Origin of the sequence: Arthrobacter sp. UYCo732 (genome assembly GCF_040547265.1) — a bacterium.
In the GTDB taxonomy this organism is placed as follows: Bacteria; Actinomycetota; Actinomycetes; order Actinomycetales; family Micrococcaceae; genus Arthrobacter.
Genome location: NZ_JBEPPJ010000029.1, coordinates 1 through 23,436, shown reverse-complemented (window position 1 = coordinate 23,436; position 23,436 = coordinate 1). Strand labels below are relative to the sequence as shown.

Here is a 23,436-nt window from a genome sequence, read left to right as displayed (position 1 = left end):
GCCAACAAGCACGCGCGGAATAATTGCTAGAGCGCGCGAAAAGTTACGCGCACTGCGCTGAGCTAAGAACCCTCCGCAGCGTAAGCCACTTCGCCTCTTCTAAGCCGGACCGGAGCCTGGGGCCCATGCTCCCCCAGTCCTTCCCTGTTGTAGACAAGCTCGACCTCGCTACAACTCGCTTGGATCCTGTCGAAGACTGTCGCTGAACTGGACTCGCTTCGCCGAAACCAAAGACTGTTGAGACCACTATGTCGGTATAGCCATCTGCTTCTGTGGAGTTAGGGCGCGTCTCCTAAAAAGGGTGCTCCAGATGACGACGGCGTGCAGAACGGTCGCTGAGCGGTACGTGAGGGCCAGTTTGTCGTAGCGGGTGGCCAGGGATCGCCATTGCTTGAGTGTGTTCGAACTGCGCTCGACGGCGGTGGGCCGTTTGTAGCGTCTTTGTCGTAGGTGACGGGGCGTCCGCCGGCGGAGCCCTTGATGGGTGTGGCCGCCTGTCCGAGGCGTCGCGCACATCGCGGCGAACCTGTTCACCAACTACTTCAACCACTACGCCGGCACCGAGCTGGACCTTCCCGCCGTCGTTGGAACTGACCGCCTGAGACGCCGGGAAGGTGGAAGGGAGCATCCGCCCCCTTCCACCCGGTCTGCGGTTTCACCTTCAAACCAGCAGGCGGCGGCAGGGCGCGGCGGTCACCCGCAGCCGGGCACCGCCGGGCGGGGGTGAGGTACTCGTCAGTGCACTGCCAGGGCCGCGGGAAGTTCGGTCAGGGTTGTGACTATGACGACAGGAGCCTCAAAGTTTCCCGGGTGGCTACCCCCGGTCCTGTTCATCCACGCTGTACGCAGTCCGGCACGGGCGGCGCGTCTTCGACCGAAAGCAGCGACTCAAACGCCTCCCGGATCCCCGCCTCGCTGAACAGCTTCCCGGCGATCTGGGCCGAGCCGTTGCTGAGCGTAATCAGCCGGAACCCTGCAGCGGTGAGGGCCCTGATCCCCTCGGAGACATCCGGATGTACCCGAGGCCGTTCATGCCGCCCATGACATGTTCGACCGCCGCGGCGAGAGGGCGGTTGAGCTCCACCCCGGTCAGAAGTCCCCGGAGTACGTCGGCCCCGATGGCGGCGAACGATCCGTTGTCTCCGCTGGCCGTCAGGGCGAAGCCGTCACGCAACAGCATGGCGAACCAGAGTATGGCCAGTTCAGCCGGCGCCCCCACCTCGCTGAAGCGTTCCCCATGGGCGACATATCCGACAGGGTTTCGTTGCCATCAAAGACAATGACTGAGATGGCGGTGGTCATGAATTCTCCTTGTGGTCGCGTGTACGTCGCCAGTGCAAGTCTGCCGCCTTCCCGGATAGAGAGGGAACCACTGGCAGCCCTAGCCGGGCGGACCGGGCCTGGTGTTCCCGGAAGCTGTGAGCGCAGGCATTATGCAAATTTGGTCTTGAAACTGCTTGTGTCTCGCGCCGAACCCGGACTCCCTGTTTTCGCCGTCGTCGAAGAGGTAGACGGCGCCGGCGCCTCAGGACCTCAGTCGCAGGCTGTCGAGTGTCAGTTGGACGAGTCGATTCACGGCTGCCCTCGACGGCGACTCTGCGGCCGCCGTGAGGGCGTGGAGACAGTAGCTTGCGAGTTCCCGTGGTGCCATGTCGTCGCGGATAGCCCCGGATTCGGCGGCGCGACGCAGTACGTCCTGCATGAATATGTCCTGTCGTTGCCGGGCACCGTCGTGGTGCATGATCGCGGCCATGGCCGAATTGTGGTGCTCGTAGGTCATCAGGGCGTGAATGTGGAGCACTGCCTCCAACTGCTGGCCCGCATCGCCTCCCGCCTGCGTGACCGCGGCGAGGTGTTCGAGGTGGCCGGCAACCTGCCGGTCGTGCCCGGCGAGAAGTATTGCTTCGACATTCGGGAAGTACTTGTAGAGGGTCGCGCGCCCGATACCGGCCTCCTGGGCGACCTGCGACATGGTCACCGACAGCAACCCATGTTCGGACACCAGGGCCGCCGCGGCGTCCAGGATCGCCTCCCGCACCGCACCGCGGTGCGCCTCGATTGTCTCGTTCCACAGCTTCGGCACCATCCCAATATACGAGACGGCGATGGCGTGACGCTATGTCTTGATTAGGACAGAGTGTCACGATAAAGTAGTGCCAGCCCAGAATAAGACAACGCACGGCAGAAGAGGATACCTCCATGGCTAACGTGCCCCCTGACCGCGACACCAGTGATGGCTCCAACCCCGACACCGGAGTGAGGCGTCGTCGCGGACCGGTCGCCGGCGCACCACGCTGGGTGAAGGTTTTTGGAATCATCACCGTCGTCCTGGTTCTGTTGTTTGTCATCAGTCACCTGGCCGGCGGCGGCATGGGCGGCCACACGCCGTGATGACCATGACACCCCGCCTCCGCAAGGTCGCTCTCACCGCGCATGTCCTTTCCTCAGTCGGCTGGTTCGGCGGGGTCGCTGCCTTCCTGGCTCTCGCCGTCGTCGGTCTGACCAGCCCGGATGCTCAGGTCGTGCGGGCCGCCTATCTCGCGATGGGGCTGACAGGCTGGTTTGTCCTTGTCCCGTTGGCACTCGCATCGTTGTTCACCGGGGTTGTCTCTTCCCTGGGCACCACCTGGGGCTTGTTCCGGTACTACTGGGTCTTGATTAAACTCCTGATAACCGTTCTGGCTACGGTCGTTTTGCTGGTGCACATGGGACCAATTAGCGGTCTTGCAGACGCTGCGGCAGAAACGACATTGTCCGGTGCCAATCTCCGCGGGCTGAGAATTCAGGTCGTGGTCCAGGCCGGTTCCGCCCTGGGGGTTTTGCTCGTGGCAACGGCGCTGTCGATATACAAACCGCGTGGCATGACCCGGTACGGGCAGCGAAAGCAGCGTGGAGTGCTCCAGCCCGCAACCGATGCCGACCAGGCAATGCAGAAGCACCACAACCCCGAAAGGAGAATCCAATGACCCTCAACAGCAATCCAGGCGAAACCGCCACCCAAGTTGTCGGCATGATCGCCGCCCTCTCCCACATCGACAGCGCTGGCTTCCATGGCATCGACATGGAGCTCCGGGGAGAATCGCCCATCATCGACGAGTTTTGGTCCAGCCGCGCACGGGCCGCCCAGATCGCGGCCGCCTCCATTTCCTGGCCAGACCAACTCCGGCCGCAGGCGAAATTGTTCAGTGAAGTCGCCGGGCGGCTGGCCGCGGCGCTCAGTGCGGGCGACGCCAAAGCTGCCGCGCACACCGCAAGGGAAGCCCACTCGGCCTGGCACACCCTGAACACCCCGGCCTGGAGCTACCTTGCGAAGACCGCCGGCCTTCGGAAGGCAGGCGACACGAACCAACACCAGCATCAACATCAGGCGCCGTAAGTGATCGAACCGTTCCCCACGCGTGCTTTGCAAGGCTGGTCCAGCCGGCTGAAGTTTCATCTTCTCGGACCCAAAACGACCGTATCTGCTATAAACCCGCCAGCTCGTTGAAGAGATTTGTGAATCGCAGAGGTATTTGGCGTGGGCGCCGCGTGTTGTGGATGCGAAGTGGAGGAGTGTTCATCGCATGGGGCATGGCAGCCGTTGGATCATGGAGGGCAGACCGCATTCCCTCGCGCCGCACTCTGTAGTCTGTGCACATGTCGACTGTGTATGTGGTGGGGCTCGCCGTCGTTGTCCTGTCGTTGTTACTCTCCCGGCTTCTGGTACCGGGACTGCCCCCGAAAAGGCTGGCAACCCAGCTCACCCCCATGGACCTGGGCCTGACAGCGGCCGGTCTGGCGGGTCTGATTCTCCATTGCGCTTCGATGTTCTTCGAGCCGCTGGTTAGCGTGATTCCGGGAAGCGCGTCCGTGATCACCCAGATCAGTGCGATGGGCCCGGCAAGTGTGACCTGGTACGCCGTTCCATCGCTGCTGCTTCTTGCCGGCCTTCGGCGAGAAAACAAGGCGGTCACCGCGCTTCTGGCGGCCGCGCTGCTGACAGTCGGTATGACCATGTACAACGGTGCGGCACTGTGGATTCACTTGGCCGCCGTCTTCGCGGCCGTTGTCGTGACTTCGGCGATCCTGCTCCTCCTCACCAGGCCTCCACGGCGGGCCTGAGCTACGGAAGCGTCAGCAGAGGTCGACGCGGGGCCTGTCCCGGTGTGGGAAACGAGCCGCGCTACCATCCGCTTTCAGAATGGTGAGGCGTCCCGATGGAGGTTCCCCTTCCGGACGCTAAGTGACGCGTTCGCCTTGGCGAACCGGGCGTTGTCCTCTTCCATTTCTTGAGCTAACTCTGCGGATACCTGCCACAGCACGCCCTTAGCACACGATTTTTCCGATTTCTGAAGCGGCCCCAGGCAGGATCCGCCACGTTCAGGCGGGGCTGCTTCCGGTGTCGAGACGGGTGACCCGGTCCACGGCCTCAAAGTAGCCGGCCATGTCGAAGTCCCCCATGATGGCGGACTGCAGGATGAACCCCTGCGCCAAGGCCAGATACACCGGTGCGGCGGTGAGTGCGTTGTTCTGCGCCTCATCGGAAGAAGCACCGGCTGCCCGGTACCAGGCCGCCAGATAGCCGGCGAAGTGGCTGACAGAGTCGCCGCCGTCGAACTTCTGGAGACGCGCAAGGCCGCAGGTGCTGTGGTCCTCGGCAACCCTGCCGCCGGCCTGCTGCCGGAGGTCATCAACTCCACCGCCTTCAGTCCCGTCTCTGCCCAGCTGATCGGACAGCTCACCGCGGCCGTGAACCAGCAGCTCCAGGCGCAGGTCCTGCAGGGCGTCCCGGCCCTCCAGGGAAAGCCGGTGCCGCAGGTGACCGTCTCGGATGCGGCCCTGCTCGCGGCGTCGGACACGCGGGGAGTCGGCATCACCGCTTCTGCCTTTCCGATGGTGATCGGCGGCATCTTGGGCGGCATCATCATCACGCTCATGGTGCCTGGGCCCGTGGCGCAAGCCCGCGGCCGTTGGAATCCACGCAGTGTCCTTCGGCGCCCTACTTACCGGCATCTTGCAGGGCTGGTTCGGGTTCCTGCAGAACGACGCCCTGGCCAACGCGGCGGCGATCGGCCTGGGACTGGCTGAGACAGCCGCTGTAATCGTCGGACTCGCCGAGCCAACGCGCCGCTGGAATTCCTCCCGGAACCCTGGGGCGCACTCGGACAAGGATTCGTCCCCGACTCGTCTGCCACGCTGCAGCGCTCCCTGAGCTACTTCCCGCAGGCCGATACCTCACCCCAGTGGTTGGCCCTGGGACTCTGGACCGCCGCCGGCGTGCTGCTTCTACTCCTCGGACTCCTCCGGCACGGCTAGCATGTTTCCGGGACCGCCACCCCGGCCGCGCCTGCGGACGTCAGGGCGCACGCGCGCTGATGCCGGGTCAGTTGCCGGGCTGTCGAAGACGCACAAATCGTCCGAAGAAGGCCGAAGCCCATCGGTTCACTTTCCCTGCGTTCTACCACCGGGTTTCCTTTCGGCTCTGTGCCAGGACTGTGAAAAAGCGCCATTCCTCTTAGCACTCACAGCCCAGCACAGGTGGGATGGCCCGTTCCCGATTGAGGCGGAAGCAAAATGTATGAGCGTGTCCGGTATCTCCGACCCCGGAGCGCCACCGCCCAACGCAGCTACCTCTCCAACGACGAGCAGATGTGTAGCCGCCGCCAGGATGGCAACCGTTCTCAGCTGGAAGTACTCGAACGATCGTTATCTGACACTCCCAAACGGCTTTAGCGCCCAGTTTCTCGCGCCTTGGTCCCCGCCCCTGGTCGATCCAGCCGCCCACGCCTATACGCCCCGGCACCCTGCCTGCCGTATGTATATGGAAGCCGTTCGGGATATGTAAGGACTTTGATGTTGCGCGTCACCGGCCGCGGGTCCCTAATAGTAGCCATGGGAAAGGTGCCGTTCATGGCTACTACGACGGCCGCCCCCGTTGAGGCGGGCGGGGAGTCACGGCTTGCCCGTGGGGGTGTCGCCGCGTTGCGGATCGGTGTGGCGCTGCTGTGGATTCAGAACGTGGGGTGGAAAGTGCCCCCGGACTTCGGTGAGCACGCGAACACGGGATTGTATTTTTTCACCCGTTTCGCGGTTGACCGCCCGGTATTCCCCCCTTATGCATGGTTCGTTGAACACGTGGTGCTGCCGAATTTCCCCTTTTTCGGGTGGATGACGCTGCTCATCGAGGCCGGTCTCGGTGCGTTCCTGCTGATCGGGCTTGCCACCCGGTTCTGGGCGGCGGTCGGTTTGGCCCAGTCGCTGGCGATCATGCTGTCCGTCCTGAACGCACCCAACGAATGGCACTGGTCTTACTATCTGATGATCCTTACGCACATCGCGGTGTTCGCCACCGCCGCCGGGCGCAGCTTCGGGGTCGACGGTGTCCTGCGCCCCGGCTGGCAGAAATCCACCGGACGCCTTGGGGCGCTCTTGGCCAGGCTGTCATGACCGGGCATCGCTTCGACCGGGCCACGGTTGTCCTGGGCGCTGCCGCACTGCTGGGCTCCCTGTTTGCCTTCTCCACCGGCGGACCGGCGCCGTTGGACCTCATCGATGTCCGCGGTGCGGGCCTGATCGTGATCGTGGCTTTGGGGGTGATCGCGGTGCTCGGCGGGGTGCTGGGCCTCCGTGTTCTCGTGATCGTGGCCGGTGCCGGTTTCGTGGCGGCCGCGATGATTCAGCTGCTGCAGGCCGGCCAGGCAGTCAATTGGCTCGGCGGGAATGGTTCCACCCTGGCGCTGATGGGCGGTCTGGGGTTCGGGCTGCTCGCCGTCGGACTGACACGGCGTCCCCTCACCACGGCCACAGACAGGAAGACATGATGAACCTGAACGCACGGCTTGATCCGGTACTCGCCATTGCCGGGGGCCATGCCCGCGACGTCGACGCCGATGCCCGGTTCCCCGAGGAAGCCGTCGCAGCCCTGCGGGAGTCCGGGTTGCTCGGGCTGACGCTGCCGGCGGAGGCGGGTGGTCTCGGTGGCGGCCCGCACGAACTGGTCGACGTCCTGGGTTCCCTGGCCGGGGTTTGCGGGTCGACTGCGATGATCTATCTAATGCATGTCAGTGCCGCGATGCCGGTGGCGGCCGCACCACCCCCGGGTCTGCCGGACGTGGTGGCCGATCTGGCCGGTGGCAGGGCCCTGGGTTCGCTGGCGTTCTCGGAGGCCGGATCCAGGTCGCATTTCTGGGCGCCCGTGTCCCGGGCACGGCTCAACGGTGCGGGGGTGCGGCTGAACGCCGTCAAGAGCTGGGTGACCTCTGCCGGTCATGCCGATGTCTATATCGTCTCGACGCTGACGGCGGATGCCGACGGCGTTGATTTGTTCGCGGTCCCGGCGTCCACACCCGGCGTCGAGATGGCCGGGAGATGGCGTGGCATGGGGCTGCGCGGCAACGCCTCGACCCCGATGACCTTCGACGCCGAGGTGCCCGAGAGCTACCGCCTCGGTGCGGCCGGCGCCGGGTTGGACCTGATGCTTCAGACGGTGCTGCCGTGGTTCAACCTGGGGAACGCTGCCGTGTCGGTCGGGTTGTCCCGGGCCGCGGTAGACGCCGCCATCCGGCACACGAGCGCCGCCCGGCTGGAACATCTGGACGAAAGCCTTTCGGCGCTGCCGACCATCCGTGCCCAGCTGGCCCGGATGTCGATCGAGCTGGCCTCCACCGCCGCCTACCTCACACAGGCCGCTGGCCGGCTTGCCGAACCGCGCGAGGACACCATGCTGCACGTGCTCGGGGTGAAGGCGGCAGCCAACGACGCGGCCCTGCGCATCACCGACGCCGCGATGCGCGTCTGCGGCGGCGCGGCGTTCTCAGAACACCTGCAGATCGACCGATACTTCCGCGACGCCCGGGCCGGCCACGTCATGGCCCCCACCGCCGACGTGCTCTACGACTTCTACGGCAGGGCCATCACCGGACAGCCCCTGTTCGAGAGCCAGCCGTCCGTCACGGCGCAGGCCCCGGCGTGAAGGCCCCGCTGATCGTGGGCTCAGTCGCCTACACCCCCAACGTGGTCACCATCTGGGAGGGCATCCGGGACTACTTCGCCGGCACCCCCGCCGAAATGGATTTCGTGCTGTTCTCCAACTACGGGCGGCAGGTGGATTCGCTGCTTCAGGGCACGATCGACTTGGCCTGGAACACCAATCTGGCCTGGGTCCGCACCGTCGCGCAGACCAATGGCGTCTGCCGGGCGCTGGCCATGCGGGACACCGACACCATGTTCAGGACAATGTTCGTGGCCCGTGCCGGAACCGGGCTGGGCGGCCTGGAGGACCTAAAGGGCCGCCGACTGGCGCTGGGGTCCCGCGATTCGGCGCAGGCCGCGATCCTACCTGTCCACTTCCTGACCCGCGCGGGGCTCGGGACCGGGGACGTGGACCTACTCCGGATCAACAGCGACGTCGGCAAACACGGCGACACCGGCCGCAGCGAACTCGATGCCCTGCGCGCGGTCCTCGATGACAAGGCAGATGCCGCCGCGATCGGCGTCAACACCTGGGAAGCCATCGGACGCGAGGAGCTGATGCCCGGGGCACTCGAGGTGTTCTGGGAATCCCCGCTCTACAGCCACTGCAACTTCACCGCACTGCCCGCCCTCTCCGAGGAGCGCTCCGCACCCTGGGTCGAGCACCTGCTGGCGATGGACTGGGACAACCCCTCACACCGGCCCATCCTGGAAATGGAAGGCCTCCGCCGCTGGGTGGCCCCCCGGCTGGAAGGATACGAATCGCTGTTCGAAGCCGTACACGAACAAGGCATCGGGCCCCGATGGTAAACCACGGCATGGTCCTGGATCTGGTCGAGCGCCTCGCCGCCGCGGCTGACGGCGCCACGGTCACCGTGCCGCTGGGACCCGGCGAGCAGGGCCCGCTTACGCAGACTGTGGCCGCATGGTGCGCCCGGACAGGCAACGAACTCCTCGATGTCCGCGACGGGGCCGCCATCATCCGCCGCGGCCACGCCCCCGACCCGCTCGCCGCGCTGGCGTCCGGGCAGATGCCAGGGACCCGGCTATGGATGTACACGAACTTCGACTGCAACCTGGCCTGCGACTACTGCTGCGCCCGTTCCTCACCGCAGACCGCCCGCCGGGCCCTGGGCATCGACCGCGTACGCCGGCTGGCCGGCGAGGCCGTCGGGGCCGGGGTCAGCGAGTTGCTGCTCACCGGCGGGGAACCCTTCCTGCTGCCGGACCTCGATGACCTCGTGGAAGCATGCACGGCAGCGCTGCCGACCACGCTGCTGACCAACGGGATGCTCTTCCGCGGCCACCGGCTCGAACGCCTGCGCAGGATGGACCGCACCAGGCTCGCGCTGCAGATCAGCCTCGACTCCGCCACCCCGGACACCCACGACAGCCACCGCGGGACCGGATCGTGGGCCCGGGCCGTGGCCGGCATCCAGATAGCGCAGGACGAAGGATTCCGGGTCAGGGTCGCCGCAACCCTGCCCGCCGGGCAGAACAACGAACTCCAGCAGTTCCACACCTTCCTCGACTCCCTCGGCATCGCGCCCGTTGACCAGGTCATCCGTGCCCTCGCCCACCGCGGCAACGCTGACGCAGGCCTGGAACTGACCATCGAATCGCTCATCCCCGAAGTCACCGTCACCGCCGACGGCGTCTACTGGCACCCCGTCAGCGCCGACGACACCGACCAACTCGTCACCGCCGAAATCTTCCCGCTGGCCGCGGCCATCGCCGAGGTCCGCCGCCGATTCAGTGATTACCGCGCACGCGCCAACGCCGCTACCCAATGGTTTCCCTGCGCCTGAGCACACTAGCCGCGCGCCGGGTCACCCGGCGCCGGCATCCCCGGGCCGGGGACGCCGGAAGCACCGCCCCCCGCAGCGCCCTCCAGGGAGGCGAGGTCCTCTCGGCCGTGACTCTTGCCGTCCACGCCAGGATCCCCGTCAGCATGCTGAGGCGGATGATCTGCGCGTGAAGCAGGAAGGGTGTCCCGATGAACAGTGAGCCCATCGCCAGCTACGCCATGCTCTCGGACTGCCGCTCCGCCGCGCTGGTAAGCGCCGCGGGTTCGGTGGACTGGCTGTGTTTCCCCCGTTTTGACAGCCCGTCGGTGTTCGGACGGATCCTGGGCGAGGACGCGGGCTACTGGTCGATCCGGCCGGCGGCCCCACACTCCTCAACCCGGCGGTACCTCGGCCCGACGATGGTCCTCGAGACGGTCCACACCACAGCCGGCGGCACCCTGACAGTGACCGATGCCCTGGTCCTGGGAGACGGGAACCGGGGCCACGAACTCGGCGCCGGGGCACCCGGCACATTGCTGCGCCAGGTGGCCTGCATCGACGGCGAAGTCGAGATGGAGGTGACGTTCGCGCCCCGGCCGGAATACGGGCTGATCCGGCCTCTTCTCTACGGAACCCCCGGCGGCCTTCTGGTCCGCGGCGGGGCCGACGTGCTGGCCTTCTCCACCCCGGTCCCCTTCGCACTCGACGATGGCCGGGCCATTGCGAAGCCGGTTCTCCGTGCCGGGGACGCCCTGGGATTCGCGCTTCACCACCAGAACGCCGGATCGGTACCGCCGGCGTTCTGGAGCCAGGAGGACATCGCCCGCCGGCTGGAGGACACGCTGGAGGGCTGGGACAGCTGGTCCCAGCTGCATCAAAACTACGACGGACCCTGGCAGGACCTGGTCGCTTCCAGCGGCCGGATCCTGCAGGCACTGACGTTCTATCCGACCGGCGCGATCGTCGCCGCCCCAACGACCTCCCTGCCCGAGGTCGCCGGCGGCACCCGGAACTGGGACTACCGCTACACCTGGATCCGGGACGCCAGCATGACCCTGCAGGCACTATGGGTGGCCGCCTGTCCGGACGAGGCCGGGAAATTTTTCCAGTTCCTCGCGACGGCAACCGCCAGCCGGCTGAGCAACGGCGAGGAGCTGCAGATCATGTACGGCATCGGCGGGGAACGGGACCTGACCGAACGCGAACTGGCCCACCTCCCCGGCTGGCGCGACAGCGCCCCGGTGCGGGTGGGCAACGGCGCCTGGGACCAGCGCCAGCTCGACGTCTACGGCGAACTCCTCGACGCCGCCGCCACCCTCCCGGAGTACCTTGACGATTTGGAGCCCGGGACGCGGCAATTCCTTGCCGATGCGGCCGACGCGGCAGCATCGCGCTGGCAGTCCACGGATCAGGGCATCTGGGAGGTCCGCGGCGCACCCCGGCACTACCTTCATTCAAAGCTGATGTGCTGGGTGGCCGTGGACCGGGCCATCGGCCTCGCCGGGATCCTGAACGCGGAAGACCGGGTCCCCCACTGGGTGCAGACCCGGGCCCTGCTGGCCGACTCGATCCGCACGAACGGCTGGAACGAGACAGCCAACGCCTACACCCAGGCCTACGGCTCCGAGGACCTCGACGCCTCGGCCCTGATGCTCGCCATCGTGGGGTTCGTGCCCGCCGATGATCCCCGGATGCTGGCAACGATCGACGCCATCGAGAACCGGCTCACCGACAGCAGGGGCCTGGTGTACCGGTACCAGGGCGACGACGGGCTCTCCGGGGAGGAAGGCACGTTCCTGCTGTGCACCTTCTGGCTGGCCCATGCCCTGGCCCTGGCCGGGCAGACCCGGCGCGCCCGGACCGTCTTCGAACGGGCCGCGGCCTTCGCCACCGACCTGGGCCTGCTGGCCGAAGAAGTCGCGCCGGACAGCAACGAGCTGCTCGGAAACTTCCCGCAGGCCTTCAGCCATATCGGCCTCGTCAACGCAGCCTGGGCCATCCACACCGCCGAGGACGAAAACCCGGCCCCTGCCGCCGGCGCCGGGGACACCCCGTGACGTGGCTGTAGCGGGCAGACGGCGGCGGGCGGTGATTCGGCTCGGAATACCGGTGGTTCTCGTCGCCGCCGCAGCCGCCGCGACACTGGTCTTTACACTCCCGTCGGTCGGCGAGCTCCAGAACTATTTCGGCACCACCAGCTGGTAGGGGCCGGCGGCGTTCATCTTCGCCTATGCCGCGCTGGCGCTGGCGCCTGTACCCAGCATCGGTGGCGCTTGGTGCGGGCGACTTCAAACGTTTCGGTAGCAGAAGTCGCCTGCACTGCCCCCGCAATCCCACAAGACCCAGCGCAGGCGACTTCCGGATGACACTCGGCTCTATCCTCGGCGTAGTCGCGGATAGTACTCTGACAGTTATCATGGCCGGTCAGGCCGTGGCGACGAGGGTGTCGCAGCGCTGGGGTGCGCTAAAGGAGTAAGTCCTGCCCCCGCCATTACATTTGAATGGCAGGAGAACCGAATGTTCGACCAGAAATTCATTACCAACGCCATGGCCCGGAGCGCGGAAAACAGCCTTGACCGCCGCAGGCTTTTCCGGGCCGCGGGCGCAGCAGGCATCGGCGGCACGGTGGCGCTCCTCTCTGCCACGTCTGCAGCCGCCCACACCGATCAGGAAGGACCCAGTGATTCGGCAATCCTGAACTTCGCACTGAACCTGGAATACCTAGAGGCCGAATTTTACCTGCGTGCAGTGACGGGCGAAGGCCTGGCCGACAGCCTCACGGACGGCAAGGGAAAGAAGGGCGGCGTAACCGGCGGCAGCCAGGTCCCGTTCACCGCCGGCAGCCTGATCCAGAAGTACGCGGTGGAGATCGCAGCAGATGAAGAGGCCCATGTCCGGTTCCTACGCAGCGCGTTGGGCAAAGCGGCGGTGGCCCGCCCGCCGATCGATCTTGATGCAAGCTTTACCGCCGCCGCTCTCGCCGCCGGACTTATCACCGCGGGCCAGACCTTCAGCCCGTTCGCGGACGAAACCAGTTTCCTGCTCGGGGCTTTCATTTTTGAAGACGTCGGCGTCACGGCCTATAAGGGTGCTGCCCCGTTCATCGACAACAAGACCTACCTCGAGGCGGCTGCCGGCATCCTTGCCGTGGAGGCTTACCACGCCGGCATTATCAGAACCACCATGTACGCCCTGGACCTTCAGGAACCCGCGCAGGCCATCTCGGACGCCCGCGACAGCCTCGACGGCACAACGGACCTTGATCAGGGCATCGGAACCGACGAGGTAGCCAACCTCGTGCCCGCCGACGCTAACGCCCTGGCTTTCAGCCGTACCCCCGCGCAGGTCCTGAACATCGCCTACCTGACCGCGGAATCGGTAGAATCCGGCGGATTCTTCCCTGACGGCGTCAACGGAAAACTCAAGAGGAGCGGCGGCAGCTGAGGCGCATTCATCCTGAGGCGATCGACGAGGGCGGGCAAGAACATCTCATCGGTCGGGCAGCTGACGTAGGGCGCTCAGTCCTCTTCCGTATGGACGGCGTCGGCTGGGCATATTGGATGCGCCCGCCATCGGTCTCGGCTCGATGATCGGTCCAGACCATAATCGCAGACCTGACCCTGCCAGCGGCAGGGTCAGGTCTGCTGGTCGGGCCTGATCGTTGCGGCCTTGATCGCAGCCTTCCACCGCTGTCCGTGACGCCTTCGCCATAGGCAACCTTCGGTTGCCGGCCCCGGCCGGCGGGGCTGGGGACTCTCGCCTGGGCGCGTCAATGAGGACCCTTACTGACCAGTCATTTCGCCTTGCCGATTCAGTGCTGAAATGTCATTTGCAGAAGTGTCTGCACCAGGCCATGCGGAAGAACGGCCCCGGTGCAAAGGACTTCTGACACGCCGACGTCAACAGTCCCCTGCACTAACGGCAATTCTTCAGAAGCCGCCTGCACCAGCATGGTCCTCCCTCGGCAGTCGTCTGCGGTCCACTCGAGTCACGGCCTTCGCCCACTCGCCATCTCAGCAAAGGATCGGTTACTGAGACGGGCCTAAGGCCAAGCTGGCCCGGTGTGCACTGTGACGATATGTAGCTGTCAGCGGAAAATGGTGGCCAATTCGTAGCTTAAAGAGAACCCAAACGGAGCATAGCCTCAGCGTTGTCGCCGGATGGCTGCTGGTATGGCCAGTCGTAGCCGCTTCAATTCGGGTCGTTGCAAGTCGCCCATCGAACGCCGGCCCTCCTAATGTCGGGATCAGCTACTTGGACTCGTTCCAGTCATCGCTGGCTTGGTTAGTAGTGCTGGGCGCCACCACGGAACCTGCGTTCGTCGGTGGGTTAATTTCTTCTAGTTGGACTTTGGCGCCTCTCGGTCAGACTTATTGGATTGCTGGGTCCGGACGCGCCAGTGGGTTTCCAGAACCTTACCGGCGCGTCATCGCTTAGTCCTACCGCTACCGATGAGCTACGGAACTTCGGGCGAACGAGATCTCTTCAAGGTCGTCTGGTACCAGATATGTGCCGTCGAAGCCTTGGGCTCCGAGCCGCCAGGTTTCGCGGGGGCTGGTCCCTGGAACCAGATGGTGAAGGGCCAGGGCTTTGGCGCCGGCTTCGGTAGCAATCCGGACGCAGTCCGCGACAGAGGTGTGTGCGTTGTTGTGGTGGTCGATTGCGGCCTGCACGGAGTCCGCCGGGACTCCGGGCCGGTCGCGGTAGATCCAGTCAACGTCAATGGCTTCATGCAGCAGCAGATCGGTTCCTGCGGCCAGGCGTACGAGGTTGCGGCAAGGGCCGGTGTCTCCGGAGATGGTTACGGACCCTTCGGCGGTGTCAAACCGGAAGGCGAATGCTGGTGCTATGGGTGCATGCCGGACCAGGGTTGCCGTTACCGTCACAACCTCGTCAGCGAAGATCTCGAAGGGTTTCATGTCAGGGGTGGGGTTGGTATTGGGGTGGTATCCAATTCCCTCCGGCACGCTGATATCTTCGACGTCGAAGAACTCGTAGGGTGAGGGTCGGAGGGTGTCAAAGATCCTGTCGTTCAGATCCGTGGCGTAGCCCTGCATGATGGAATCGAAAAGGGAGACTGTGCCCGGCGTTGGTCTTGCCGGAAAAATTGGTTCGGGTGCTTGGATCGCCCGTTCAGACACGGCCGGGAGCAGCCCTCTGTCTCCGGGCCCCAGCACCTTGATACGGTCACCCCTGGACAGCTCGTACAACCCGAAAATCGCCAGAGAGCCGAGATCGATCGTGTGATCCGAATGCAGGTGAGTCAGGAAAATACCCTTAATGGACGAAATGCCGATTCCTGCCAGCATCAGTTGACGGCCCACGCCGTGCCCGCAATCGACCAGATAGGTCCGGTCCCTGACGAGCACAGCGGTGGATATCCCGGAACGACGTCCGGCGCCTTCACCTGTCCACCACATGGGGCCTCCCGCCGTTCCCCGCAGGCTCATCAACGTCCCGGCCCGGATCGCTTCCAGCGCCCGACAAATACGGCTCCGAATGCCAGAGTCCTGGCCCTGGCATTCGGGTGGGAAAACCTCTTCACCGCCACCCACGCACCACCGCAAACAGCGTAGACCCGACCATCCAGCCGGTCCGGCGCAACCAGGAACACAATGTGGAACGCCACCGACAGCGAGGCCGGTCGATGACTCCCGCCCACAACACAAACCCGGCAAATTTCAGGATTCAGCACGACCCCGAACCGGATCGGTGGATACAGGCTAAGAAAAGAGCCTGAGAGGCAACGGGAACGACACCGGGCATTAAGGGGTGTCGGAAAACGACCATCTACCCACACCCCTGCCGGCAACACGCTGTGACTGTTAGTCGGGAATGGCGGCTTGGGTGTCTCTTTTGGGGGGCCCTCTACGAGACACTTTCCGGCGTTAGTTGAGGGCGGATTAAATGGGGCTTGAGGACCAACGCTCGGGAAAGTCACCCTAATCCGGTGGGGCCAGATGTCAGGGGTTCTGGGCCGCAGCTGCTGTTACGCCGGACCCCAGTAAGCGTGGGCCGTCGTCCGATGTTTGATTTGTTGAGGTGGCCGTAGATCGTGGAGCGCGGAACCTGAATCAGGTCGGCGATGCGTTGAACAGTGCGGTTGCCGGCGCACCTACGACAACTGACGGCCACCCCGTCGCCGGGGCGGCCGCCAGTTTCAGTGCGCTGCGGGCGTTAGTGCTCGGTGCCGGCCGCAGCAGGATTTTTGGCGTTCTTCGCGGCGTCCTTTTCGGCGCGCAGAGCCTCCGTCTCGTGCTGTTCCTCGGCTTTTTCCTGGTGGATGACCTCTGCGAAGAGCTTCTCCATCTCCTTGGCCACGCCGGCGGCTGAAGCCGGGTTCTGGCCGGTCACAAGCCGGTCGTCAACCACGATCTTCTCCTCAAAGACATCAGCGGAGACGTGAGTGGCGCCCTGTTCCTCAAGGCGGTCTGCCAAAAAGAACGGAATGACCTTGTCTTTCCCAGCGGCAACCTCCTCTTCGTTGGTGAAGGCGGCCACCTTCCGGCCCTCGACGAGGCGAAGCCCGTTCTCTAACTCCACGTTCAGCAGGCCGGCCGGTCCGTGGCAGACCGCGCCCACCAAGCCGCCGGCGTTGTAGACGCTGGCCACCAGATTCTGCAAGCCTTCGCTGTCCGGGAAGTCCCACATGGTGCCATGGCCGCCCACGAGGAAGACTCCGTCGTACTGGTCCGGATCGACGACGTCGACGCGGGCAGTGTTGTAGAGACCGGCGCGCGTGGTCTCGTCCTCCGTGAACGCGACCTGGATGGGATCTTCTGAGTCCACCTCGTCGCGCGGGGGCTGGCCGCCCTGGATGGACGCGAAGTCGACGAAATGCCCGGAATCCTTGAAGACCTTCCACGGATGGGCAGCTTCGGCCACGTTGTAGCCGGTCTTTTCGCCCGTATCGCCGATCTCGGAAACGCTGGTCAGTACCATGAGGATTTTCTTCATGAAGTGCTCCTATCGTCTAACCCACCCTACGCCCAGCCACAATTCAGATCCTCCCTCCCCCTCTAGACGTAGTCGTCTGCGCTTCGAATCGCCCGTACCAGGCCTCCTCGGCCGCAGTCAGATATTCATGTTTAGCCATACAGTCTCAACGAACCGAGGCACCCATCGTTACCGCGCGGGATCGGCTTAGCGGGACTTTCCCGAGCATTGGTCCTCAAGCCCCGTGCCTTCTGGGAGTCCTGTCGCAGATGATCATCCTGTGCTCACTGGGGAGCGCGAGTTGCTCACTGGGGAGCACATCAAATTGGGGGCGCAGCATGGCTGCTTTACGGTCACTTTTGTCAGGTCTTATTCTTTCCGCTGTGGTTCTGAGCGGTCTTGCTGCGCAGGCCGGCGCGGCTGCACCAGTGACAGTGAAGCCGCCGGGTCGGGCACCGGCCAGCGCACCGCACCGGATATCGGGTGTGGAAGTCTCGGCCGCCCCGGCACTGGGCATGGGGCCGATGGTGTTGCCGCCGGCGTCGGCGCCTGACGGGATCAAGTCCGGGAACCGGTCCGCGGCATCGATGGTGACACGGCACCTGACCGACAGGACGGCGATCTAGTGGACCCCGACAAACGGCAGCGTGGTCCTGGCCGGGCAACTGCTGCACATCACAGGGGCCGGCCGGGACCTGGGTATCGGCTGGCGGTACAACTCCCTTAACGATGCCCGCCCGACGTTGTCACGCGGAAACCGGCCTGAACGACGGCCAGAAACCCCGTGAAGCGCCCAAGACAGGCCACGGACCAGGATTTCAGCCCGCAGCGCCCCTACCTGAACCCGCCGGAATCGACCGTGGTGCTCCGCGTGGACGAGAAATCCCACGTCCAGTCGCTGGCCGGTTCCCAGCCGGCGTTCCCGATGATGCCCGAGAAGCGAACCCACGACTACGTCCGGCAGGAACCACGACCCTCTTCGCGGCCCTGAACACCGCCGACGGGTCCGTGATCTCCTCCCTTCATCGGAAACACCGCGCCGTGGAGGGTCCGGGTGTGCGGTGTGGGTAAGATTTTGTTTGGCTGTTCCTTCCGCGCGGCCAATAGAGAAGTCATGCGAGTCCAGGGAAGAAGCCCGTCTAATGAGACACCTTTCTTACCCGCGGGTCGGCCCCAAGGCCTCCTCGTTCCGGCGCACGGCGCTGGGCCTGCTCACTGTTCTCGCGCTCCTTTGCTGCGGCGAAGGAATCACGACCGGGATCACCGGAGCGGCGAACGGCACGACCGCGTCCACAGCCCACGCGCCGGTAACTGTTTCGCCGGCAACTGGTCCGCCGCCACCGGCTCCACTGAGCATCCCGAACGCCTATTCCATGTCCCTGACCGTCGCCACCCCGCTGCCGGTGACGGCGTCCTGGACCTACATCGACGGAATGCCGGGACTGAACGCCCAACTGGATTCCTGGCTGCTCGGCGTCTTGGACGCCAAGATGGGGCACTACCGGCCGGCGATGACACTGAACACTGGCAAGCCAGCCGGATCCGGCCCCAGAATCACGCTGACGGCACAGCCCGTAAAGGCCTCCGGAACGGTGATCGTGCTCCGCGAATCCGAACAGGACAGCGCCGCGGACGGTTCTCGGACGAACACTTCCCGTACTATCTACGCCGATACGAGCACCGGAGAAGTACACAATGCGACCGACCTGCTGCGCCCCGACGGCATCCCTGGCATCCGGGCCATCGTCGTATCGTCGGCAGCAGACCAAGGAGCCGTGCCGCCGCCCGAGGGCGGGATCCTGCAGGATCTGCTCCTGGATCCGGAAGGGACCATGCAGGTCAGCACCCCAGCCAAAGGCATTCACGACCATCTTGCGCAGGCGGCCATGGTCACCATCGGCACGAGCGAGACCGGGAATGCCTTGAGCGACTTCGGGCGCAAGGTCTTGGATCAGGTCCGCTCCCAGGCCCCGGTGGCAGTTCCACCCGCCACGGCAGCCGGACTGAAGCACGTCAACTGCGACCTGGTCCCCTGTGCCGCCCTGACCTACGATGACGGCCCGGAACCGAAAACGACGCCGCAACTGCTAAGCATCCTCCGAGAGAAGAACGCGATGGCAACCTTCTTCATGCAGGGCGTCAACGCCTCCAAGAATCCGGGCATCGCCAAGCAGGTCTCCGACGCGGGCCACGCCCTCGGCAACCACACCTACAGCCATCCCAACCTGACCAGGCTCTCTGCCGCGACAATCAAGAGTGAAATCGACCGGACCGGCGCGGTCATCAAGGCCGCCGCCGGTATCGCGCCGACATTCATGCGCCCGCCCTACGGGGCGACCAACGCCGCCGTGCAGGGGACCGTCGGAATGCCGCTGATGCTCTGGTCAGTCGACTCGCAGGATTGGCTGAGCAAGAACCCGGCCATTTTCGTTCCCAAAGTGCTCAAGGAAATCACCCCCGGCGCGGTCGTGATCATGCACGACGTTCACCCCACGACCATCGCAGGCCAGGCAGAGCTCATGAGTAACCTTCAGAGCCAGGGATACCACCTAGTGACCATCCAGCAGCTCTTCGACGGGATTCCCCTCAACCCCGGCCAGACCTACCGGTCACGCCCCGGGCGCACCCAGCCCTGAGGCGATCCATCCAGCCCCGAGGGAACCTCTAATCTGCGGGCTGAGGTCCGATTGGCCCAGCTCAGGGTTCCCCTTCAGGGGAGACGGCCGCTGGCTAGCCTACGGGCTCTCTACTGAGGAGCAGAGTTTACGAGCTCGTACTGTTCGACGTTGAATCGCGGCGGTATTTGGCGTTGTCTTGTCAGAGCTATGTGGCGGTCCAGCTCAGCGCTTTTCCATGGCCGCGGGCGTCCGGTTGGGGTGCCCCGCAGAAACTTAAATCGTGGGCTACGCGCCCATTCCAGCCCTCCGTGGCGTCGCATTCGGTCCTCGTCAGACCAGTTCGTGGCTTCCGATGGCAGCGGCGGAGGTGGCGGTGTACCGGACTACCAGGCACCTGCTGCTCCAGCACCGCAGGTGCGTAACCGAAGGCATCAGCACAACGCGGCACATGGGCAGGCCACGCTTACCGTCATGTCCGCGTTCGCCCAGCTCGAGGTCGAGCAGCTGGCCGAGCGCACCAGGGCCGCTATGGCCGCGGCCGACATCGGGAAGTGCGTTGGGGCCAGCCGCGCCACCGTCTACTGCCACCTGAGCACGCGAGGGCCGCCGCCGCTTTGACGTTGGCCATCGCGGCGGCTGCGCCTGTGCTGGCCACCACCGTCGGCAGCGCCACACGCAGTGACCCAAACTCACTGTCGGGGACCTGACCCTGCGGCCCCTGTGACTTCTTGACCGCCGGGGCGACCATCGTGGTCCCCTGACGAAGACACAGACAATCCCTGGAGCGGCCAGGGCAAGCCAAAGAAATTTCCGTGCAGGTGCATCCGGGAGTGGCCTTCGGCCGGTAGTAAGGGTGTAAGCACAACCACAGCCCCTATGCGGGCCTCGATGAGGAGTTGGAATGCGCAAGACACTCTCTGCAGCCGCCGGAGCGATGACAATGCTGGCAGTACTGGCCTTGGCCGGCCCGGCCCAGGCTGGCACCTGGCATCACCGCGACGACGGCACGGCCAAACTGTCCGTCCTCCATGGAGTCCCGGGTCTTACCGTGGACGTCTGGGTTGACGGCAAGCTCACTCTGGATCACTTCAAGCCGGGCACGTTGGCCGGGCCGTTGAACGTCCCCGACGGAGACCACGAGATTGCCATCACCGGCGACAACGCTACCAGCGCCGACAACCCAGTGATCGGGCCGGTCACAGTGGACCTAGGAGCAGGCCAGGACTACACTGCGGTTGCGCATCTGGCCGCCGACGGCAGCCCCACGGCCACGCTGTTCACCAATGACACCTCCGCCAGCCCGGACGGACAGGGCAAGCTGACCGTCCGGCACGTCGCCGCCGCCCCGGCCGTCGATGTCCTGGCCGGCGGGACCACGATTATTGAGGGTCTCACCAACCCGGATGAGGAGGTCCTCACCCTCATGGCAGGAACCGTCTCCGCCACGGTAGCAGCCGCGGGAACCACAGCCCCGCTGATCGGCCCCGCGGACGTCAAGATTACCGAGGGTAAAAACACCATCGTCTATGCCTGGGGAAGCCTGGCCATGAAAAACCTCGGAGTCGCCGTACAGGTCGTGGACTCCTCATTGTGCGGGCACGACAACCACGAGTAGTAGCCCTCGGGAGCTCTCGCAGCCATCCCTTCGGTCACCCGGTGGGGCCGTGTCGACAGCGGCCCCACTGGCACGCGCACGGTGACATTCCGGGCCGCCCACGCCGTTCAACCATGGCGGATCGCCGGCGGGAGCGGCATAATGTGCTTCAACAAGGGCATCGACGCTCAAAGGAGCACCCGCTGGATGCTACCGCCACGCACGAATGGGACGCCAGCCTCGACCACGCGTTTGCCGGGGGCGACGAACGCGTCCTCGCGGAGGCGTACCGGAGGCTGAGCCCGCTGGTTTACACGCTGGCGCTCAGATCCCTGGGAGAGCCCGCAGCCGATGACGTAACCCAGGAGGTCTTCATCCGGGCGTGGAAATCACGGACCAGTTACCGCCCTGAGGCGGCGCGGTTGCCGGCGTGGCTGATCGGAATCACGCGCAATGCCATTTCCGACGCACTGTCCGCTCGCTCCCGCCAGCGCCATCTGGAACAAGCGGCCATTCACCTGGTTAGTGTCCCCGCTCCCGGCCCGGACGCGGGGGGTGTTGAGGCCCTAGCCGACCGTGTGGCCCTAGACGATGAATTGGAGCACTTAGGGGATCCACAGCAGGCAATAATGCGGCTGGCGTTCTACGAAGACCTGACCCACGAACAGATCTCATCGCGTCTGAACCTGCCGCTCGGTACCGTCAAAAGCCACATCCGGCGCAGCCTCACCCGTTTGCGGACTCGCCTGGAGGTGGAACATGGAACACCTTAACGCGGACCTTCTCAGTCTGCTCGCTCTGCGCGAGCCTCTGGGCACACCCGCCGGCGCAGACCACCTCGCCAGTTGCCCGGAGTGCTGCGAAACCCTCAGAGGCCTGCAACACACCGTGCACATTGCCGCCCTCGACCTCGCGGGTATCGAACTCGAGGTACCCAGCGGCCAGACCTGGGCCGCCGTCCACCAGGCCCTCGGGCTTTCACCCACCCTCGCGACGGATCCCCTGAGCCACCACGCCGCCGGTCCCCCTGTCGCACCGGGGAGGCCAGCCGTTAGGCCAAAAGCGGCGGAAGTGCCACTGAAACAGGGTCCCGGCCCGGCGCAGGCTCCGATGCGGCCAGACTCCGGGAACCGGCATGGCCGTCCCTGGCTCTGGACTGCCACCGCTGCCGCCGGCATCCTTCTCGGCACCGCCGAATGGACCGCCGCCGGAGTCTTCGAACACAACGGCACCCCTGCCCCCGCCTCTACCCAGTCCGGTCCCCTATCCATCATCCTCGCCCAAACGTCCCTGGCTCCGCTGCCCCCGCACTCCGGGAGCGGAGACGCATAGGCCAAGTGTCAAACCCGGGGCTTGACAGAGCCGCCGTACTGAACGATCTCTTGCCGGCCCGCCGGACACGGTCCCGGCCCCGTGTGATCAAACGCGCGATCTCGAAATACCGCGCCAAAGCCCGCGACATCGACCGCCGCACCTACCCCGCGACACTCCACACGAGAATCTTGACACCCGAACCCCACGGCTAAGCGAACAACATTGGGATTAGTCCATGACACCGCCGCGAAGCCTCGGCTTCCTGCCAGCAGACAGCGGCGGGGCCACTTGCAACCGTCACACCGGGGCCATCCAAACCTGTCACAGTCACCGTGGTTCAAACTCGCACCCCGGGCCAAGGAATGGGGACTCGTTGCCCTCCACAGGCATTTTCGATGAATCATCGAGACTGGTTGTGATGGACGCCGGACGGGGGGAGCATGATCTTATGGATGCTCAAACACCTAAGGCAGAGGAACTAAGCCTTCCAGAGGCCTTCCTCATCCTGGCAACGAATGACATAGACGGCGAACCCGAGCTGCCGCCGTACTTACTTAGGATCGCTGTGGCGGGGGCAATCCTGGCCGAACTGGACCTGCTTGGCGCAATCGAACTGCAGGGGAAAAATGTCCGGGCCACCGGTACAGAGCCGCAAACGCATCTCCAGCACGAGCTGGAGATCATCCGCCACAAATCCCGTCCGCACTCTCCCGAAAGGTGGGTCTCAATGCTGGAGGGTCGCGCCGAAGTGCAACGTGTCTACGAGAGCCTGGCCTCTCGCGGCATCGTGGATAAAGTCGGCGAAAAGCACCTCGGCGTGTTCAAGATCGTGCGGTACCCGGAGAAGGACCATGCTCCAGAGGCGGCGCTCCTGAAGAGGATTGAGTCGGCGCTAAGCGATGGCCGGGCCGAGCCGGCGTCCGGTCCCTCTGCCGCGGATTCGGAACCCGCACAAACTGCTCACGCGGAAACCGATCCCAGGACCCGTGCGCTGATCGCACTCCTTCACGCGGCAGGACTGCTTGAGAAGCTCTTCCCGGCAGCGCATCAAAACCGGATTCAGGACCTGACGGGTGATTATTGGCCGTCCCGTGCAGTCCAGGACGAACTCCGCGATCTCAGATTGGCGGCTGAACCGCCCGTCTAGGTGCGTGGGTCAGAAATGACAGGCCCTAATTCTTAAAACGCCGACAGAATAACCATGTCCTCGTAGGGGCGGCTGGGAGAATCGTGGGCA

General features: G+C 65.0%; 23 protein-coding genes and 1 pseudogene. 18 read left to right on the top strand and 6 right to left on the bottom strand.

Annotation, left to right across the window (positions count from 1 at the left end; genetic code table 11):
- Window positions 1-961 precede the first annotated feature (961 nt).
- Both ABIB45_RS21530 and ABIB45_RS21525 read right to left on the bottom strand, forming a co-directional pair.
- Window positions 962-1,219: a hypothetical protein gene (locus tag ABIB45_RS21530; RefSeq protein WP_354217886.1), complete on the bottom strand. Its 258-nt coding sequence runs from the start codon at window positions 1,217-1,219 to the stop codon at window positions 962-964.
- 306 nt (window positions 1,220-1,525) lie between these two features.
- Window positions 1,526-2,086, bottom strand: a complete 561-nt coding sequence (locus ABIB45_RS21525) for a TetR/AcrR family transcriptional regulator (RefSeq protein WP_354217885.1) — start codon at window positions 2,084-2,086, stop codon at window positions 1,526-1,528.
- Window positions 2,087-2,199: 113 nt separating this feature from the next.
- On the opposite strand from ABIB45_RS21525, the gene ABIB45_RS21520 reads away from it, so the two are divergent.
- The 4 genes from ABIB45_RS21520 (at window position 2,200) to ABIB45_RS21505 (ending at window position 4,101) form a co-directional block, all read left to right on the top strand.
- Window positions 2,200-2,391 carry a hypothetical protein gene (locus ABIB45_RS21520; RefSeq protein WP_354217884.1) on the top strand — a complete coding sequence of 64 codons (192 nt, stop codon included), beginning with the start codon at window positions 2,200-2,202 and terminating at the stop codon, window positions 2,389-2,391.
- A complete protein-coding gene (locus ABIB45_RS21515; protein ID WP_354217883.1) occupies window positions 2,391-2,966 on the top strand; it encodes a DUF2269 domain-containing protein in 576 nt (191 codons plus the stop codon). Before ABIB45_RS21520 ends, ABIB45_RS21515 begins: the two co-directional genes overlap by 1 nt.
- Window positions 2,963-3,376 (top strand): hypothetical protein, encoded by a 414-nt coding sequence (locus tag ABIB45_RS21510; protein WP_354217882.1) that lies wholly within the window; start codon window positions 2,963-2,965, stop codon window positions 3,374-3,376. The genes ABIB45_RS21515 and ABIB45_RS21510 overlap by 4 nt, the downstream gene beginning before the upstream one ends.
- Before the next feature lie 260 nt (window positions 3,377-3,636).
- Window positions 3,637-4,101: a hypothetical protein gene (locus ABIB45_RS21505; RefSeq protein WP_354217881.1), complete on the top strand. Its 465-nt coding sequence runs from the start codon at window positions 3,637-3,639 to the stop codon at window positions 4,099-4,101.
- 258 nt (window positions 4,102-4,359) lie between these two features.
- On the opposite strand, the gene ABIB45_RS21500 is transcribed toward ABIB45_RS21505, so the two are convergent.
- Window positions 4,360-4,938, bottom strand: coding sequence for a hypothetical protein (locus ABIB45_RS21500; RefSeq protein ID WP_354217880.1), 579 nt, complete (start codon window positions 4,936-4,938; stop codon window positions 4,360-4,362).
- 25 nt (window positions 4,939-4,963) lie between these two features.
- Here ABIB45_RS21500 and ABIB45_RS21495 point away from each other — a divergent pair, with 25 nt between their 5' ends.
- The 8 genes from ABIB45_RS21495 (at window position 4,964) to ABIB45_RS21460 (ending at window position 13,181) form a co-directional block, all read left to right on the top strand.
- Window positions 4,964-5,191, top strand: coding sequence for a hypothetical protein (locus tag ABIB45_RS21495; protein WP_354217879.1), 228 nt, complete (start codon window positions 4,964-4,966; stop codon window positions 5,189-5,191).
- Between the two features lie 698 nt (window positions 5,192-5,889).
- Window positions 5,890-6,426: a TQO small subunit DoxD gene (locus ABIB45_RS21490; protein ID WP_354217878.1), complete on the top strand. Its 537-nt coding sequence runs from the start codon at window positions 5,890-5,892 to the stop codon at window positions 6,424-6,426.
- A complete protein-coding gene (locus tag ABIB45_RS21485) occupies window positions 6,423-6,800 on the top strand; it encodes an Rv1678 family membrane protein (protein ID WP_354217877.1) in 378 nt (125 codons plus the stop codon). The genes ABIB45_RS21490 and ABIB45_RS21485 overlap by 4 nt, the downstream gene beginning before the upstream one ends.
- A complete protein-coding gene (gene fadE16 / locus ABIB45_RS21480; RefSeq protein ID WP_354217876.1) occupies window positions 6,800-7,951 on the top strand; it encodes an Rv1679 family acyl-CoA dehydrogenase in 1,152 nt (383 codons plus the stop codon). Before ABIB45_RS21485 ends, fadE16 begins: the two co-directional genes overlap by 1 nt.
- Window positions 7,948-8,760 carry an Rv1680 family SBP-like protein gene (locus ABIB45_RS21475; RefSeq protein ID WP_354217875.1) on the top strand — a complete coding sequence of 271 codons (813 nt, stop codon included), beginning with the start codon at window positions 7,948-7,950 and terminating at the stop codon, window positions 8,758-8,760. Before fadE16 ends, ABIB45_RS21475 begins: the two co-directional genes overlap by 4 nt.
- Window positions 8,754-9,758, top strand: a complete 1,005-nt coding sequence (locus ABIB45_RS21470) for an Rv1681 family radical SAM protein (RefSeq protein ID WP_354217874.1) — start codon at window positions 8,754-8,756, stop codon at window positions 9,756-9,758. Before ABIB45_RS21475 ends, ABIB45_RS21470 begins: the two co-directional genes overlap by 7 nt.
- Window positions 9,759-9,946: 188 nt before the next feature.
- Window positions 9,947-11,794 (top strand): glycoside hydrolase family 15 protein, encoded by a 1,848-nt coding sequence (locus ABIB45_RS21465; RefSeq protein ID WP_354217873.1) that lies wholly within the window; start codon window positions 9,947-9,949, stop codon window positions 11,792-11,794.
- Between the two features lie 460 nt (window positions 11,795-12,254).
- The gene (locus tag ABIB45_RS21460) at window positions 12,255-13,181 is read left to right on the top strand and encodes a ferritin-like domain-containing protein (RefSeq protein ID WP_354217872.1); all 927 of its coding nucleotides are present in this window, start codon (window positions 12,255-12,257) and stop codon (window positions 13,179-13,181) included.
- Between the two features lie 1,001 nt (window positions 13,182-14,182).
- Here the strand turns inward: ABIB45_RS21460 and ABIB45_RS21455 are convergent.
- Complete coding sequence (locus tag ABIB45_RS21455) at window positions 14,183-15,157, bottom strand: MBL fold metallo-hydrolase (RefSeq protein WP_354217871.1); 975 nt, start codon at window positions 15,155-15,157, stop codon at window positions 14,183-14,185.
- Window positions 15,158-15,914: 757 nt separating this feature from the next.
- Window positions 15,915-16,694 (bottom strand): type 1 glutamine amidotransferase domain-containing protein, encoded by a 780-nt coding sequence (locus ABIB45_RS21450; RefSeq protein ID WP_354217870.1) that lies wholly within the window; start codon window positions 16,692-16,694, stop codon window positions 15,915-15,917.
- Window positions 16,695-17,508: 814 nt separating this feature from the next.
- On the opposite strand from ABIB45_RS21450, the pseudogene ABIB45_RS21445 reads away from it, so the two are divergent.
- Together ABIB45_RS21445 and ABIB45_RS21440 are read left to right on the top strand one after the other, a co-directional pair.
- A pseudogene (locus tag ABIB45_RS21445) lies at window positions 17,509-17,720 on the top strand (IS630 family transposase); the annotation flags it as partial.
- A gap of 95 nt (window positions 17,721-17,815) precedes the next feature.
- Window positions 17,816-19,309 carry a polysaccharide deacetylase family protein gene (locus ABIB45_RS21440; protein ID WP_354217869.1) on the top strand — a complete coding sequence of 498 codons (1,494 nt, stop codon included), beginning with the start codon at window positions 17,816-17,818 and terminating at the stop codon, window positions 19,307-19,309.
- 312 nt (window positions 19,310-19,621) lie between these two features.
- On the opposite strand, the gene ABIB45_RS21435 is transcribed toward ABIB45_RS21440, so the two are convergent.
- Window positions 19,622-19,879, bottom strand: a complete 258-nt coding sequence (locus tag ABIB45_RS21435) for a hypothetical protein (protein WP_354217868.1) — start codon at window positions 19,877-19,879, stop codon at window positions 19,622-19,624.
- Between the two features lie 313 nt (window positions 19,880-20,192).
- Between ABIB45_RS21435 and ABIB45_RS21430 the strand changes: the two genes are divergently transcribed.
- The 4 genes from ABIB45_RS21430 to ABIB45_RS21415 all read left to right on the top strand — a co-directional run bounded on the left by ABIB45_RS21430 (window position 20,193) and on the right by ABIB45_RS21415 (window position 23,346).
- A complete protein-coding gene (locus ABIB45_RS21430; protein WP_354217867.1) occupies window positions 20,193-20,906 on the top strand; it encodes a DUF4397 domain-containing protein in 714 nt (237 codons plus the stop codon).
- A gap of 182 nt (window positions 20,907-21,088) precedes the next feature.
- Window positions 21,089-21,658: an RNA polymerase sigma factor gene (locus ABIB45_RS21425; RefSeq protein ID WP_354217898.1), complete on the top strand. Its 570-nt coding sequence runs from the start codon at window positions 21,089-21,091 to the stop codon at window positions 21,656-21,658.
- Window positions 21,645-22,217 (top strand): hypothetical protein, encoded by a 573-nt coding sequence (locus ABIB45_RS21420; protein WP_354217866.1) that lies wholly within the window; start codon window positions 21,645-21,647, stop codon window positions 22,215-22,217. The genes ABIB45_RS21425 and ABIB45_RS21420 overlap by 14 nt, the downstream gene beginning before the upstream one ends.
- Window positions 22,218-22,647: 430 nt before the next feature.
- A complete protein-coding gene (locus ABIB45_RS21415) occupies window positions 22,648-23,346 on the top strand; it encodes a GOLPH3/VPS74 family protein (protein WP_354217865.1) in 699 nt (232 codons plus the stop codon).
- Window positions 23,347-23,436: the final 90 nt, after the last annotated feature.